Source organism: Clostridium disporicum (assembly GCF_001405015.1).
Lineage (GTDB): Bacteria > Bacillota > Clostridia > Clostridiales > Clostridiaceae > Clostridium > Clostridium disporicum_B.
Genome location: NZ_CYZX01000027.1, coordinates 17877 through 34691, shown reverse-complemented (window position 1 = coordinate 34691; position 16815 = coordinate 17877). Strand labels below are relative to the sequence as shown.

Genomic DNA, 16815 nt, shown 5'->3' with positions numbered 1-16815 from the left:
ATTCTCATTCCGCTCATTCCAATTTTTCTTTGGCTTATTAACTTTCTTATATTTATATTTTTTTATTTTTAAACTCATTCCTACCTCATTCCTATGCTCATTCCACTCTCACAAATGCTCTTTGTTTATTATATATAGGAAATCTCATAGTATTGGTTTTATTCCCTGAATAAAGTTCCCAACCTTCTATCTTAGACATTATTGCTGTTATCTCATATGAATCTGATTTTTTAAGACTGGAGGCATCTTTTCCAAAACATTCGCACCATATTTCCATAGAACAAACAGCTTTTCGTTTTTCCGTTCCAACTTGTCCTCCTGCCAAGTCATCTCCATTAAGAAATTTCCTTCTTTCATATAAGTTCATACTACTCCAATTATTAGGAAGTAGTTTATTTAAATACTCTCTCACAAGCCCCTCTCTATCGTCACTTTCCATAGCTTCACTTTGTTCTTTAGATGCTATTTCTAACACCTCTCCTTTTAGATATAGTTCCTCTCCTTGTTTATAAACATATAAAGCTTCAGCCCATATTTTATCTACATCTTCTAAGTCCCAAGGTGAACTTAACGCTTTATCTGGATCCACTGTAACTGGCCAAAATCTACGATTACCAGTAACATCTCGTAAAAAACCTCCTTTATTATTTGTAGTACCTACAATAATGCATTGTCTTGGATGGCTTTCTACATTTACTCCATAACTTGCTCTATATTTATCATCTGTTCTTGTTATAAATGATTTTACATTTTCTACTTCAGCTTTTCTCATACCAGCTAGTTCTCCAAGCTCCATAATCCAAAAACCTTGTAATTTCTCGGCAGCTGTTTTATCTTTCATATCTTCTAAAGTTAAATTATCAGAAAACCACTTACCACCAAGCTTTGAGAATAATGTGCTTTTTCCCATTCCTTGTTTACCATTTAAAATAAGTACAGAATCAAATTTAACTCCTGGTTCGTACACTCTAGCAATAGCTGCAACTAATGTTTTTCTAGTAACCTCCCTCGTATAGGCATTGTCCTCTGCCCCTAAATATTTTATTAATAGTGTTTCTAATCTTTCTTTTCCATCCCACTCTTCTAAATTTTCTAAATAATCTATTACAGGATGAAATGCTCTTTCTGTTGCTACAGCTAATAAAGCATCTTTTAATTTTGCTGGAGACCATATATTATATTTTTTTTCTAAATATATTTTTAATGAAGCTAAATCTGAATCGTTCCACCCCTCCTTTAATCTAATCCAAGGTAATTTACCTTTTACATCCAACATATCTTTATGTTTGTTATAAGCTATTCCATGTAAGTTTTTATCATTTCTTAATATTTTAACTATATTATTTAACGTATCTTTTATCTCACCTGTTAAATCAATTTCTAGTTTATTATCATTATCTTCAAGCTCTCCAAACTCTTGTCCTATATCTTTCATCTTTTCATTAGTAATTTGTTTTTGTACTAATTCATCTTTAGTACAAAATTTACGCATTGCTTTAAATGAAGGTAATCTTGAAGTTCTTGTATCTTCATCAATATTTACATCTAACTCTGAAAACTTGTGGATTCTTACTAGATCAAAGGCGTTGCAAAGAACATTTGCAGCCTTATCTGTAGCATGATGTGAATAGGCAAATTTATCTTCATAAATGACTAAGCCTGATGTTGAGTCTGCTTCAACATAGTCATATCTGCCTTTTATTAGACTTGGTTTATAGATGTGGTTTAAAAATTTATCGATGGCTTCTTCCATAGTATATGCTCTACAGAAAGCACCTATCAAGCCTTCTTTTTCTAATGGATTTGATTGTTTGGCTAAAGCCTGCATTTGGTGTGAAATGTTATTTTTGATTACTTTATTTTGTCTTGATGATATGGGCCATTTACTGCTATCTCTATAATCTTCATATCTTGAAAGTATAGAATCTGGATTTAAAAACTCTCCATCCTGCTTTTCAAATATAAACTCACCATTACTGGAGGTTGATGGCCAATACATAAGTCTTGCTGGTTCGTATGTTGAATCATCAAATTGCTCTATTCCAATATCTGAAGATATAAGTCTCCCTATTGCTGTATATTCATCAGCATTTACATTTCTACTTAAAGGTATTATAAGTCGTAATCTATTCTTGTCTCTTTTATGCTTATGAGTTGAATAAATGCAGCAAGCAAACTTAAATCTTTTTGTTACCTGCTCCCATAAATCATTTTCTGCATAATCTAAATCAAGGGTTAACATAGACCTAAACTCAACAGAATCTTTGCTACGTCTTCCATCTTTAAGCTTCCCTCCTACAAAGCCTCCAACGTCTTTTATATCATCCTTTTTAGCTTTATTCATTTTGCCATATTCATCTACAGTCTCAACAGTTCTTATTGTATTAGACACTTTATTCAAAAACTGCTCCCAAGTTACATCTACAATCTTAAAAGCTTTATCTCTTCTTGAATTACCAATAGCTATAATCATAAATAATCAATCCTCTCTTTACTTTTTGTAATAGTTACTTTCAAAACCTTCTGCATCAAGTGGTAGTCCTCTTGCCCAGATAGGAGTTTCTGTCATTATTTTTATAACTTCTTTTAAGGAACCTTGTCCTTCTTTTGCTTCTATTATTATTTCATCATGGACATGCATTACTATGTCATAAGCTTTATCTCTTAATCTAATCATAGCTTCACCAAGTATATCTCTTGCTATTGCTTGTACTATGTTTTCTACAAGCTTTGGTCCATATGTTTCGATTCTTTCCCACTTTTTAGCTACGCTAACTCCTTCATAGGTAATTGAATCTCCACCATATTTATTCTTTTCTATCCTTGGTTTAACATATGATAGTTTTCTACCACTAGGCAATGTAATAAACATTATGTCCCCTTGATAATATATTTTTATATACCCAACTATATTGACTTCTCTAGTCTTTAAAGCATTTATAGCAGCTTTATGTATCGCCCACCACAGTCTACCTATATTAGAGTTTGACAATCTCCATTTATTTACTAGGTCTTGAAGTTCATCTTCTTCAATTTCCATCTCAAGAGCTCCCATAGCTTTAAGTGCTCCTACTCCTCCCCCGTATCCAAGAGCTAATTCCGCAACTTTACCCTTTACTCTAAGGTTCGACTCTTTAGTTATCATCTCTATAGGTACTTTGAAAAGCTTACTAGCACTAGCTTCATATATCTTTCCATGTGATTTAAATACATCAATTCTCCACTTTTCACCTGCAATATATGCAAGTATTCTCGCTTCTATAGCAGAAAAGTCAGCAATAATAAATCTAGCACCCTTCTTTGGGATGAATGCACTTCTGATTAGCTCTGATAATAATTGTGGTATACTATTAAATTTATCTTCTAGTTTTGCAAAGTCTCCTTCTTTGACTAAATTACGAGCTGAATCCATATCTTCTAGATGATTTTGAGGAAGATTATGAACCTGAACAAGCTTCCCTGCCCATCTTCCAGTTCTGTTTGCACCATAAAACTTAAACAATCCTCTAACTCTAAAATCTTTAGATATAAATCTTTGTATAGCTTCATATTTTCTAACAGAAGTCTTTGATAATTTTAGTCTAAGTTCTAATAATTCTCTTACATCATCATCGCAATCTTCTAATATCTTTTTTATATTACCTTTTGATAATGACTTTATTTCAATTCCCTTTTCATATAACCACTTTTTAAGCTGAGTAACTGAATTAGGATTACTAAGTCCAGTAATATTCTTAGCTTCATTCAAGCACTTATTTTTATAAAGCTCATCACAGCTTATAGCTTTAGTAACAAGCTCCATATCTATATAAATACCTCTATCATTAATCTCTTGGTCTAAAACATAAAGCTTATGTTCATTTTCTATAATAGGAAATCTTTCAAGCTTCTTTCTTATAGCTCTCTCAACTTCTACATCCTTAATACAGTATTTCTTAAAAAGCTCCCACTTTTCTAAAGAATCCTTAGGATAATTTCTCATTAATTTACCTATCTGCCCTTCAAAGCTATACTGACTTTTATCATTTTTAATAGTACAAGGAACTGAAAAATATTTTATAAGCGCTTTCCCCTCCTTCATCTTTTGTTGCTCTAAATTTAGCATTTCGGCTACTGATTCTAAAGATGATGGTAAACCTAAAGAAAGTGCATGTACTGCTGTACATCTCCAAGACTTAGATGATAAACTCTTATTAAGAAATCTACCTAAACATACTCTTTCAAAGTTTGCATTAAAGGCAGTTTTGATTATATTTTCATCTTCAATAGCCTCTAAGATATTAGTAGGTATCTTTTCCCTATTAGCTAAATCTATTATCTTTACCTCTTCATCATCAAAGGCATATGCAAATAAAAGAATCTCAAAATTTGAAGAAGCGGTGTAAGGATATACACCACTTTTTATTAAATCAACATCAGAATAGGTTTCTATATCTATAGATAAAATTCTCATACTACCTCTTCCCCCTAACTAAAAAATCCATCTACATCATAGGCTTTAAAATCATCTTTTGCAGTAGTACTTAAATCTAATCGCTCACCATCAGATAACTTTTGGACATTACCTAAACTACAAGCTACACCTGCATTATTATTAAATTGATATGGATAAAAAGATAAACTAACTCTTCCATAACATCCACTATAGACTTCAGCTTTATCTTTAATTTCATCTATATTAATATCAACAATCTGTGGTTTTATAGTACTTTTTGCATTTATAAAAAAGCTATTTTTATACACAGGATTACCTGGCTTTTCCACATCACCATCTCTTAAAGGTGTTCTTAACTTTTTAGATTCTATAAGCCCAAACCTTTTTCTTCCATTTTCTTCCGATTCAAAAATAGCTTCTTCAATTTCAAGTATTGTCTTTTCATCAGACTTTGGAATTATAAGAGATAAACTATACTTCTCATTTTCACCATTAATAGACCTAGGTTCAAAAATATTTACATACGAGAATCTAACCTCCCCTGTTATTACCTTATTAACCCATTTTTTATTTTTCATATTACACTCTCCCCTTTTATTAATTAATTTAAATCTATTTATTTAAATGGCATTCACTATTTAAAAATGCCCTCACTAATTACATATGATAGAATTATTCTATTTTACAGATTTTTTATTATTTTTTTAATTTATTTGTAAAAATATTTTTCTTATAAATTTTAAGTATTTATTTATTAAAAAATAATAATCTCTAGCAAAAAGAAAAAGCACATATCATAAAAATGATAGTGCTTTCCTCTATAATAATTTAATTATTTAGCAATTCTTTTAACCCATACTCTTATTTCATATATTTATTTATTAACTCATTTGCATTAAACACTTTAAAATTTACATTTATATAAATCCTGTACTACTCCTCAATCTTTTTATAGTTAGTCCAACTTTGTGCTAAAAACATAACAGGTGGAACTACTATTAATGCTGCAAATATAGCTATTGAAATAGCTACAAATTTATTCTTTAATAATCCACCTATCAATAAATTTATGCTATTGCATAAAAGCACTATCAATCCCATAGATATTGAAGTGTTTACCGTTCCTAAATTTCTTTCTTCCCTAAATATGCTTTTACACTTGCTACACTCTATTTTCCCGTATTTTCTTACCATTGATTTTATTCTATTTCTTAACTTAAATTTTGAATTGCATTCTGGACAAATCATAAAATCGCCTCCACTGTTCCCCTATATTTATAATTCTCATTAATCATGTACTTTTTTCTTCGTACATAAATTCTCAATAATACTATCTCCCAAAATACCTTCAGATTTAATTATACATAAAAATAAGTTTATATAAAGAAATTTTTACCAAAGCAAATAAATGTCTCCTTAAAAACTCTATCTACCTGTGGTAAACTTATACTAAATTATTAACCATCAATTTTTTTAGGGGGATGATTATCATAAAAAAATATATTTTATTTGACTTAGATGGAACTGTTACAGATCCAATGATAGGAATAACAAAATCAGTTCAATATGCATTAAATAAATTCGATATTGAAGTAGAAGACTTAAATGAACTTTGCAAATTTATAGGACCTCCATTAAAAGATTCATTTATGAATTTTTATAACTTTACTGAAGAAGATGCATTAAATGCTATCACTTACTATAGAGAGTATTTTTCAACTAAAGGACTTTATGAAAATACAGTTTATGAAAACTTTGAAGATATGCTTATCTCGTTAAAAGAAAAAAATAAGTCTTTAATAATAGCTACTTCTAAACCAACAGTTTTTGCTGAAAAGATTCTTGAGCATTTTAATCTTAAAAAGTATTTTGATTTTATTGCAGGAAGTAATCTTGATAATACTAGAACAAAAAAAGCTGATGTAATTAGCTATGCCTTAGAGCAACAAGGTATAACTGAAGTTTCAGAAATAATCATGATTGGTGATAGAGAGCATGATGTTATTGGTGCAAAAGCTTTAAACATTGAATCTATCGGAGTTTTACATGGATATGGCTCATATGATGAACTATCTAATAGTGGTGCAAATTATATAGTTAAAGATGTTAAGGAGCTTCACTCATTACTTCTAAGCTTATAATTATCTTACTTAATAGTTGAATAATATACATATTAATAAAAGATATCTCATAAATGTTTTTACAATCTATGAGATATCTTTCTTTATTATAATAAGTATGCTTTATCCGTGGAAATAACCTGTTCTTGCTGAAACTACAACAAATGGAACTTCTGAACCATCCTTATTTACATAAACTTGATATAAATCTCCTTCTAAATGTTCTAATTTAACAACATCTTCTCCATAGGTATCTTTTAAATCTTCTTTAAATAGCGCTTCCCAGTTGCTTAATATAGGTGCGTTTAGTGTAATATATTTAGCAAACTCTTCTATATCACTTGAATTTCCACCTGCTGCTATATAATCATCATACAAAGTTGCTATATTAACTTCATTTAAAAATCTTGTACTCCATTTATATTTTTCAGCTTCTGGCTTATCGCCTTGTCCATTAATAATATAATCTTTAACTTTCTCGCTAATATTCTCTTTATTTATACTATCATCTGAAGGTGATTGACTTTCTCCAGAAGTATTATTTGAAGACTCAATTGAACTATTATTATCAGAATCATTATCGTAATTCCCAGTTGTATTATTATCTTTATTATCTTCTGTATTTTTTGTAACGTCTTTTTCCTCGTTAGTGTCATTACTACTTTCAGTAATTTCTTTATCTCCCTTATTATTTTGTCCTGATTTACCATCAGAATCTTTTAAAGAACAGGCAGTTAAAAACATTGTAGAAACTAATAAAGAAATAATAATCTTTTTCATAATATAAGTCCCCTTTTAATTTTAATTTTGTCCCTATATATAATTCTACTCTAAATTAATTTAAAGTCAAAACTGTATAGAAATTACTTCTATACAGTTCTAAATTTAACTATAAATTTGTGGTAAGTATACTGTTACTCTTGTTCCTATTTCTTTTCTACTTAAAACACTAAAGTATCCCTTATGATTATCAATAATCCATTTTGCTATAGATAACCCAAGACCTGTACCTCCATTTTTCCTAACTCTTGCTGTGTCAGCTCTAAAGAAACGTTCGAATATATGGGGTACATCCTCTGCATCTATTCCTATTCCATTATCTTGAACAGAAAAATAAGGTTCTCCTTTATGATTTCTTCCTACTTTAAGCATTATCTCTTCACCAGACTCTGTATATTTAGCTGCATTTTCAACTAATATCCTTGCTGTCTGCTTAAGTAATCCTATATCACCTTTAATACTTATATTTTCTGAATTAATGTAAGTATATATATGATTTTCATCTATCATTTTGGATTCTTCAAATACTTCACTTATCATATCATTAAGTAAGAATTCTGTCATTGTAAGCTGAGTTTTTCCATTAATACCTCTAGCTAGGAATAATAGCTGCTCAACTAGATTTTTCATATTTTCTGATTCAGACTTTATTGCCGTAATAGATTCTTCTAATACTTCTTCATCATTTTTTCCCCAACGGTCTAACATATTTGCATAGCCTTGAATTACAGATATAGGAGTTCTAAGTTCATGAGATGCATCGGAAACAAACCTTGCCTGTTGCCTATAAGAATCTCTCATTCTATCTAATAATTTATTTATTGCATCTTCTAACCCTTGAAGCTCACTATCTCCAATATGTATTCTTTCATCTGATGTTACTGGACTTATATTGGCTATAGCATCCTCAAGACTGTGGAATTTTTCTTCATCAAAAGCCATATTACTAAGCCTGCTTGCTGTTTCTGCTATATCATTAAGTGGCTTTAATCTCTTTCTAACTCTTGCTGTACCAAATATTATTTCTTCTACTAAAAATATTCCCTGAATTATTACTAATACTATAAATATTTTTCTTACAGTATATAAAAAGTTACTAGCATCTTTAACTAAGGTTTTTCCATTGTCCCAAATTACTGTGTAAGTAGCTGTTTCTATAGGATAAAAATCAATATGTCTTTGTGCATTTTGTACTACCTCTCCAAAAAAGCTCTTTTCAGAATCCATACACCAAATAACTATTAATACAAACATTAAGCATGCATTAAGTATAAGAAACTTCAAAAATAAGTCTCTTACAGATATGGCATTAAGTTTTATTGCAATAGATGTAACATTTTTATTTTTCTTAACTTTATTCATCTTTAATTACATATCCTACACCACGTACTGTAGTTATTATTTTAGTCTTAAAAGCATCATCAATCTTTGTTCTTAAAAATCTTACATAAACATCTATCACATTAGTTTCTCCAACATAATCATAACCACATATTTTTTCTATAAGTACATCTCTAGTTAAAACTATATTTTTATTTTCCATCAATATTTGAAGCAAAGTAAATTCTCTATTAGTTAATTCAACCTCTGTATTATCATAAGTTACCTTATGTTTCATCTTATCTAAAGTTAATAATCCACACCTTAATATATCTTCTTTTTTAACAGTAACTACTCTCTTTTTAAGGGCTGTTCTTATTCTTGCAAGTAGTTCTTCTATTGCAAAAGGCTTTGTTACATAATCATCTGCTCCTGCATCAAGTCCTGATACTTTATCCATAACAGCATCTCTTGCAGTTAACATTATTACAGGAACATCAGAAGTTCTTCTAAGCCTTCTTAATACTTCAAGTCCATTTATCTCTGGAAGCATAACATCTAATATTACAAGGTCAGCTTCCCCACTTTCAGCAATTTCAAGCCCTGTCCTACCATTGTTTGCTTTTATTACTTTATAACCTTCATGCATTAATTCTAACTCTATAAATCTTGCTATTTTTTCTTCATCTTCAACAATTAAAACCTTAACCATATATAAACCTCTCTATTTAAACTTCTTTTTTATATCTTGAGCTACTTTTAATAAATATCTAAAAGCTTCATTAACCTTATCTATTTTATCAGTATCAAATCTTTTTGATGAAAGTGAAATTTCTATATCAAAGAATAATGCTACTATAATTAAAGGTATTATCACCCAAAATGCAAAAAATAAAAGTACAACCACAACCGTAAGTGGTATCTTTACTAATACTCTATTACTTTTTTTAACTTGAAGAAATATATTATTTCCAGTGTCTATAACCTTGCATATCGCTTCAAAAATTCCTTCAAAATTATCTTTGCTTTTAGAGTTATCACTATTTATATTATCATCATTATTATGAGTTTCCTCATGTTCAGTATAACTCTCGCTATACTCATTTGAATAAAATATACTAACAGAAGGACTGTTTACTTTTCCATGCTTCTCTAAGTAAAGCATAGCCTCTAATATATCCCAATTACTATTTTCTAAAGCTATCTTAGCTTCTTCATAACTTATATTAGCTTTCTCCCTTAATCTATCTACTAATTTTAATTTGTCCACAAACACTCCTCCATAACTGAAAGTCCAAATCCCTGATTTGGTATCTTGAAGAATCTCACTTAATTATATCATATACCATAAATTTCCCATATAATGTTAAAGTCTACTATATATCATTTTACCTAAAAATAAAGGAACAAGCTTTACACTTATTCCTCATAAAAACATATCACTTTTCTACCTTATTTAGTACAATAGTTTCTTCTTTATCATTCCACTTAATAAAAACTTCTAACGAATCTTTATTTCCATACTTTGATACATCACCATGTATCTTTTTATCATAATCATTCTCAAAGGTGAATCCTCCAAATACATCATTTGCTAACTCTCCATACTCCATATAACCACCACTACCATTTCCAGATAAGAACTCTGCATTAAAAGAAACATCTATAGGAAATTGCTCTTCACCTAAATATTTAATATTTAAGCTCTGCTTATCCTCTTCATCAAAAATCATCGTTGATTCCCAATTAAGGCTTTCACCATGGTAAGTTACCTTAGTTACATTATTACTTGTACAACCTGTAATAATAGATACTACTATAGTTAACGTAAGTATAGCTAAGTATTTTTTCAAATTTACACACCCTTTTACCCATAATACTATTAGTTTATTATTCTAACTCTTGTCTAATTACTTTTATCTCATTTAATAATTCATAAAACTTATCTATATATTCCAGATATTCTTCATGGGTTAAAACTTCATAATCATCTGAAGCATATCTTCTACTGAAATAAAAATCCTTTAAATCTCTACATAAACTTTTATACTTTTTTAATTCACTATAGTCTTGTAGATATAATACCTCTAATAATTTTACTAGGTTATGTTCTCTTGAAATCATTCCATATTTTTTTTGTATTATTGCTTTTAAATTTTTCTCTATACATTGTTGACAATGTACAAGAACTCCATCTTCAAGCCCTATACTATCTTTAGTAGAATCTATAAATTTTTCATCAATATCTGCAAAGTAAAACATATCTCTTTTTACCATATTACCACATCCTTATATCAATTAAATCTTTATATATAGCCTGTTCAAAACTTATGTCTCTTGTTAATTCAATATATCTATCCTTATTATATAATTTTATATCTACGTCACGATTTAACTTAAGTTCTTCTATTTTATCCTCTAAGCTATGTCTTAAATTACGTAATTCTTTTAAATCTTTATTTTCAGATATTAGAATCAGTATATCTATATCACTATTTTTTTTATACATTCCTTTTGATATTGAACCAAATAAATATACTTCTGGGTTATTTAATATCTCCATACAAACATTTTTAACTTTAATTATTTCACTTCTTAAATTACTCTCAATGCAATATTCCACATCTATTTTCATATTTTCCTACCTATATATTTTATAAATAATCTATCCTTTACTACATATATTTCTTATTTTTATTATATACCAGCAATATTTATTTATAAACACGAAGGCTAAAATATATTATATTATGACCTTCTGAGCGCACGGTCTTATATTACTTTTCAAAAATTATGAACTGATATACTTCCTTTCGTGAAAATCCCTCCAAAAGTTACTATTACATTATTATTTCATATATAAAAAAAGAGTCGTATAACACAACTCTTTTACTCTTAAATATTAACTATCATAACCTTCTTTAAAATCCTTTTTGATAGTATCTGCTGACTTTGATACTTCTTCAAAAACAGTATTTACTCCATCATAATTCATGCTTGGACCTGATATTGAATACTTATATCCACAGAATAATCCTACTACTAATAATACTATAGTTGGCACTGATAAGAATATTAATAAAAGTAATGATATTGTTAATGATATTCTTATTGGTTTTTCATTAGCTTTTCTTATTTCAAAGAAATTTTCATTTCCCTTTTTTATAAACTTACCTAAAAATTTGAACATTCTTCCGATAACTTCACCAATACCACCAAACTTCTCTTCATGCTTTTTATGGTCTTCCTTTTTCTCTTGCTCTTCTTCCTTTACTTCGATTATTGTAGTAGTTTCATTGTTTTCTACTTTTCCTCTTCTCTCTAGGTAAATTATTGCATCTAAAAGGTCCCAATTACATATTTCTAAAACCTCTTGTGCTTCTTCTCTACTTACATTAGCTTTTCCCATTAATACTTCGATCATTTCATTTCTTTCCATAATATATAACCTCCAAAAATTAAGTTGCTCCTACAAATGTATCTTAGTAGTGAGCTTCCGTTTCTTACTATGGTTATATAATACTTTTGGAAAATTAATCTTAAATATAAGAAAGATTAAAATTAGATTAAAAAATTAATTTTACTATAAATCTATAGTAAATATAAAAACTGCATAGAATAAATTTCTATACAGTTAGTTAGTTATTAATCAATATATTTATTTTATCCCTTAAGTCCTTTTGCTTGTCGCTCCATATTTTCAACAACAACATCAAATATTTCACCTAATGAAGCACAGTATTCAAGTAACTTCCATGGTGTATTAGTATGGAAATGAATCTTAATTAATTCATCATCACCAACAGCAAGTAAACAATCTCCTTCAATATTTGCTGTAATATAATCGTTAATTTCATCTTCTGAAAGGTTATTCCCCTCTATTAATAATTGAGTATCAAATTTATATTCAATCATAATCTACACTCCTTTTATCATCATATCTACAATACAATGCCCTTTTATTTTATTTTTATTTAATTATACAATATAATTCTATTATTTTACTTACTATAAAATAACACAGTACACCAGCAAAAAACCAACATACTGACTTTAATTTTTCCTCCATAATTTTTCTCCATACAAACTTACTTTAATAATATAATTATCTAACATCATATTTATAATCAGATACTGAACCCTCAAAAATAGCTTCATCTTTATCATTAAATAATATATATTCAAATCCCTTCATCATATACGTAGAATTATTACTTTCCCCTGTTCTTAGTAATTCTTGACTTACATATATGGTTTTATTCTCTTTTGGATGTACTATATATTTTTCAGGTAAGGTTACGTAGTCTTCTTTTATATCTGACTTTATTGATGATGGGGTCTTAATTTTTATGTAAAATTCTTGAGTTTCATTGTTGCAATTTTTTATGTATAATCTTCCATCTATACTTACTGTTCCATTTCCTTTATTAAAATTCATATAACTAATTTCTCTATCAATATATATTGCATTTAAATCTTTATAAAATCCCTTGTAAACTTGTGTACAGTTTGTCCAAAGCATAGGAAAAATACTCATTAATAAAATAGTTGAAATAAACCTTCTAATGGGAGTCCTAATTAATCTATTTTCTTTAATTTCATTAAGCTTATATAAACAATAATAAATTCCTCCAATAACTATAAAACCTGAATAATAAAATACCCAATTTTCTCCGCTAATAGGCTTAAATATCCTTCGAATAAATACCTCTGGCGAGTTATTACTGTTTCCCATAAAAATAAACATTATTCCTAGACCACAAAAACATAGTATTCTTTTTTGTCCACTTGATAATTCTTTCAAAAAATTCCCCCCAATCAAAACATATTAATATATACTTTATTTAATAAAAAATATGTATTAACAAGAACTCCTATTACTCCAATTCCACATAAGCTTCCCGTAAATAAGATTCACCCACTTTATCACTTCTCATAACAACCTTATTTATATTATACTACATAATTTTGGTAATAAATAAAAACTGCATAGTTTTTATTAACTACACAGTTTTAAAATGAAAAAAATATAATTAGTATGCTTTATAATTTGAATTTTTTACTTAATTCATTTATTATTTTTTCTTCATTATCTTCACAGCTTATTCCACCAATACTTATACTTGGTTTTGTCTTACCATGAAAATCACTTCCACATGTCATAATCAAATTATTATTTATTGCAAAATCTTTATAAAAAGCTGTTTGCTTTTCATTATGATAACTACTATAAACCTCTAATCCTTTAACTCCTGCTTTAATAATTTTTTCTAATAAATCTTTATTTTCTTTTACATTATTGCCTGGATGAGCAAGTACTGGAATTCCTCCGTTATCTTCTACCACTTTGATAGCTTCTTGCAGAGAAATAAATTTTACTTCAGCATATGCAGGTTTTCCTTGTGAACAGTAATCCCAATAAAAATTAACATAAGGATTATCACTTCTCAGTCCACCTTCATAGTATGGATTAAGTAATTTATTTTCTTTATTTTTATCAAAAAGCATTGCAGCTTCAGCAATCATTTCTCCATTAACTACTCCGTTTTTGGACAATCCATCTATTACTGAATCTTCAAAATTTATCCCTAGCTCTCTAACTAATCTCATACGTTCTTTAGATGCCACTTGCTCTTGAGCTATTATGTTTTCTTCTATTCTTTTAAAATCATCACTTTTGTAATCTACGTTATATCCCAAAAGATGAAGATTCACTCCATCAATAGTACAATCTAATTCTATTGCAGGAATTATTGTAATATCTTTATCATCACAATATTCTTTAGCTTCAGCTACACCTTTTGTTGAATTATGGTCTGCTATTGCAAAATACTTTACTCCCTTTTCTAAGCATAGTTCTGCTATTTTTTGTGGAGAAAACTCCCCATCATCACTATAATTTGAATGCATGTGTAAGTCTATATAACTCATAATTTCTCCTCTTATACTTCTTGTATATTTTCGCTACATCTACATACCTTACTAACTCTTTCTGATGTAGCTAACATAAGTATCATCAATATCATTAAGAAATATGGTAAAATGTTAAACCCTAAAACTCCAGATAAAAATCCAAATATCGGTGGTACAAATGTACTTCCTACATAAGCTGTAGCCATTTGAATTCCCATTATTCCTTGAGATAATTCTTTACCAAATCTATTAGGAGTTTCATGGAGCATAGCAGGATATATTGGTGCACATCCAAGTCCTATCAATATTAATCCACATAATTGTAGACTATTAGAAAATGGCATCATAAGTAAAACAGCTCCAATAATACATATAACTTCTCCAATTCTTATCATTTGCTTATTATTTAGCTTAATAGCAAGAAAACCTGATAAAAACCTTCCAACTGTAATTCCTAAGTAATATAATGATACCCATTTTGCAGCCTTCTCTGCTGATAATCCATTATTAACAACAAGAAATGAACTTGCCCATAATCCAGTTGTTAATTCTATTGCACAATAGCAGAAAAATGATATAAGAGCTGGTTTTGCTCCTGGTAATTTTATTAAAGTAGACACCTTTACTTCTACATGAGTATCTTCATCATCATTATCCTTTACCTCAAACTTTTTCCATAATGGCAATGATGCAAATAAACATATAACTAATACTGCTTGAATAATTCCTATAGTTAGATACCCTAATCTCCATCCATTTTCTTTTAACAAATATAATGACATGATGAATGGTCCAGCTGTAGCCCCTATCCCCCAGAAACAATGAAGCCAGTTCATATGCTTTGCTTCATAACGTAGTGCTACAAAGTTATTTAATGCTGAATCTACTGCTCCTGCTCCTAATCCTAGTGGTATTCCAAGTATACATATCCATATAAAACTAGGTGAAAAATAAATTCCTAAAAGAGCTGCTGCTGTTAGAAATACACTAAATGTAGTTACTTTTCCTGTCCCAAACTTTTTAATAACCTTTCCACTAAAAAAGCTTGAAACTATAGTTCCTCCAGCAACTATCATAGTAACTACTCCAGCATAGGACATAGGTACTCCTAAATCTTGATGCAATGTTGGCCAAGCTGATCCTAATATTGCATCTGGTAGGCCTAAACTAATAAATGCAATATAAATAATTACTAATAATACCGTTAACATATATAATCTCCCTTGTTCTCATCTATTTTTTATAACATTGTTTACATTATAATAATATTCCATATAATAGATATATAATATAAAAATTAACTAATATTTTATAACAATCGTATTTTTTATTATTTATCGGAGGTTTATATGATTGAAATGAAATTATTAAATGATAATTCAGAAGTTATCACTTATAACTTTGAAGGATTTCCAATCCTTTCAAAACAATCACTACTTTCAGAATATCCTAATATGGCTGCCCCTAACCATTGGCATGATGATATAGAATTCATAGTAATTTTAGAAGGCAAAATGTCATACTCCATTAATGGAAAAAGCTATGAATTGAAAAAAGGTCAAGCTATCTTTGTAAATTCTGCGCAAATGCATTATGGATATTCATGCGATGGTTCTGACTGTGATTTTATTTGTATAATATTCAACCCATTAATTCTTTCAGATATAGAGAGTATAAAAAACTCATATATAATTCCAATATGCACTGATACTTCACATCCATTTTTTATATTTGATTCATCTATTGGATGGCAAAAAGATTTTATAGAGAAACTAACTAAAATTCATGAATTTTGTTCTGATAAAAAAGATGGTTTCGAGTTGCAAGTTATGGCTAATTTATATTCAATCTTCTATTGTCTTTATCATAATGTAAAAAACTCTAAAGACTCTAAGGAATATTATTATGATAAAAACTTAGATTCCCTACATAACATGGTTGGATATATTCAGAGAAATTATAAAAATAAAATTACATTAAAAGAAATTGCATCATCAGGAAATGTATGCCGTAGCAATTGTTGCGAAATTTTTCAATCAACATTAAATAAATCTCCTATTTCTTATCTTATAGAATATCGTATAAATAAAAGTATTAAATTACTTAATAATACTTCATATACAATTACAGAAATAGCACTTAAATGTGGTTTTAATAGTTCAAGTTACTTTACTGAGATATTTCATAAACACCTAGGATGTACTCCTTCTCAGTATAGAAAAAATAATACTAATAAAGCTTAGGAGG

18 protein-coding genes are annotated in these 16815 nt (G+C 28.7%); 2 read left to right on the top strand and 16 right to left on the bottom strand.

Annotated features, from left to right (window positions below; genetic code table 11):
* Nucleotides 1–97: 97 nt before the first annotated feature.
* The 4 genes from ARA56_RS14830 to ARA56_RS14815 all read right to left on the bottom strand — a co-directional run bounded on the left by ARA56_RS14830 (nucleotide 98) and on the right by ARA56_RS14815 (nucleotide 5683).
* On the bottom strand, nucleotides 98–2473 hold the full coding sequence (locus ARA56_RS14830) for a virulence-associated E family protein (RefSeq protein ID WP_055268073.1): 2376 nt from the start codon (nucleotides 2471–2473) through the stop codon (nucleotides 98–100).
* An 18-nt stretch (nucleotides 2474–2491) separates the two neighbouring features.
* The gene (locus ARA56_RS14825; protein ID WP_055268071.1) at nucleotides 2492–4453 is read right to left on the bottom strand and encodes a DNA polymerase; all 1962 of its coding nucleotides are present in this window, start codon (nucleotides 4451–4453) and stop codon (nucleotides 2492–2494) included.
* A gap of 14 nt (nucleotides 4454–4467) precedes the next feature.
* Nucleotides 4468–5013 carry a DUF2815 family protein gene (locus ARA56_RS14820; protein ID WP_055268069.1) on the bottom strand — a complete coding sequence of 182 codons (546 nt, stop codon included), beginning with the start codon at nucleotides 5011–5013 and terminating at the stop codon, nucleotides 4468–4470.
* Between the two features lie 355 nt (nucleotides 5014–5368).
* Nucleotides 5369–5683 carry a hypothetical protein gene (locus ARA56_RS14815; protein ID WP_055268067.1) on the bottom strand — a complete coding sequence of 105 codons (315 nt, stop codon included), beginning with the start codon at nucleotides 5681–5683 and terminating at the stop codon, nucleotides 5369–5371.
* 233 nt (nucleotides 5684–5916) lie between these two features.
* Between ARA56_RS14815 and ARA56_RS14810 the strand changes: the two genes are divergently transcribed.
* Complete coding sequence (locus ARA56_RS14810) at nucleotides 5917–6576, top strand: HAD family hydrolase (protein WP_055268065.1); 660 nt, start codon at nucleotides 5917–5919, stop codon at nucleotides 6574–6576.
* A gap of 102 nt (nucleotides 6577–6678) precedes the next feature.
* On the opposite strand, the gene ARA56_RS14805 is transcribed toward ARA56_RS14810, so the two are convergent.
* The 12 genes from ARA56_RS14805 to ARA56_RS14750 all read right to left on the bottom strand — a co-directional run bounded on the left by ARA56_RS14805 (nucleotide 6679) and on the right by ARA56_RS14750 (nucleotide 15779).
* Nucleotides 6679–7335, bottom strand: coding sequence for a hypothetical protein (locus tag ARA56_RS14805; RefSeq protein WP_055268063.1), 657 nt, complete (start codon nucleotides 7333–7335; stop codon nucleotides 6679–6681).
* A 105-nt stretch (nucleotides 7336–7440) separates the two neighbouring features.
* Nucleotides 7441–8697: a sensor histidine kinase gene (locus ARA56_RS14800; protein ID WP_055268061.1), complete on the bottom strand. Its 1257-nt coding sequence runs from the start codon at nucleotides 8695–8697 to the stop codon at nucleotides 7441–7443.
* Nucleotides 8690–9367, bottom strand: coding sequence for a response regulator transcription factor (locus tag ARA56_RS14795; protein WP_055268059.1), 678 nt, complete (start codon nucleotides 9365–9367; stop codon nucleotides 8690–8692). Before ARA56_RS14795 ends, ARA56_RS14800 begins: the two co-directional genes overlap by 8 nt.
* Nucleotides 9368–9379: 12 nt before the next feature.
* A complete protein-coding gene (locus ARA56_RS14790) occupies nucleotides 9380–9925 on the bottom strand; it encodes a DUF4342 domain-containing protein (protein ID WP_055268057.1) in 546 nt (181 codons plus the stop codon).
* A gap of 169 nt (nucleotides 9926–10094) precedes the next feature.
* Nucleotides 10095–10508 (bottom strand): hypothetical protein, encoded by a 414-nt coding sequence (locus tag ARA56_RS14785; RefSeq protein ID WP_055268055.1) that lies wholly within the window; start codon nucleotides 10506–10508, stop codon nucleotides 10095–10097.
* A 37-nt stretch (nucleotides 10509–10545) separates the two neighbouring features.
* Nucleotides 10546–10932 (bottom strand): HEPN domain-containing protein, encoded by a 387-nt coding sequence (locus tag ARA56_RS14780; protein WP_055268053.1) that lies wholly within the window; start codon nucleotides 10930–10932, stop codon nucleotides 10546–10548.
* Between the two features lies 1 nt (nucleotide 10933).
* Nucleotides 10934–11290, bottom strand: a complete 357-nt coding sequence (locus tag ARA56_RS14775; RefSeq protein ID WP_055268051.1) for a nucleotidyltransferase domain-containing protein — start codon at nucleotides 11288–11290, stop codon at nucleotides 10934–10936.
* A 267-nt stretch (nucleotides 11291–11557) separates the two neighbouring features.
* A complete protein-coding gene (locus ARA56_RS14770) occupies nucleotides 11558–12094 on the bottom strand; it encodes a UBA domain-containing protein (RefSeq protein WP_055268049.1) in 537 nt (178 codons plus the stop codon).
* Nucleotides 12095–12318: 224 nt separating this feature from the next.
* Entirely contained in the window at nucleotides 12319–12570 is a 252-nt protein-coding gene (locus ARA56_RS14765) for a kinase to dihydroxyacetone kinase (RefSeq protein WP_055268047.1), read from the bottom strand.
* Nucleotides 12571–12760: 190 nt separating this feature from the next.
* Nucleotides 12761–13459 carry a hypothetical protein gene (locus tag ARA56_RS14760; protein ID WP_055268045.1) on the bottom strand — a complete coding sequence of 233 codons (699 nt, stop codon included), beginning with the start codon at nucleotides 13457–13459 and terminating at the stop codon, nucleotides 12761–12763.
* Between the two features lie 239 nt (nucleotides 13460–13698).
* A complete protein-coding gene (locus ARA56_RS14755; protein WP_055268043.1) occupies nucleotides 13699–14586 on the bottom strand; it encodes a PHP domain-containing protein in 888 nt (295 codons plus the stop codon).
* A gap of 11 nt (nucleotides 14587–14597) precedes the next feature.
* Nucleotides 14598–15779 (bottom strand): MFS transporter, encoded by a 1182-nt coding sequence (locus ARA56_RS14750; RefSeq protein ID WP_055268041.1) that lies wholly within the window; start codon nucleotides 15777–15779, stop codon nucleotides 14598–14600.
* A gap of 138 nt (nucleotides 15780–15917) precedes the next feature.
* Here ARA56_RS14750 and ARA56_RS14745 point away from each other — a divergent pair, with 138 nt between their 5' ends.
* Nucleotides 15918–16811, top strand: coding sequence for an AraC family transcriptional regulator (locus ARA56_RS14745; protein WP_055268039.1), 894 nt, complete (start codon nucleotides 15918–15920; stop codon nucleotides 16809–16811).
* The last annotated feature ends 4 nt before the right edge of the window (nucleotides 16812–16815 follow it).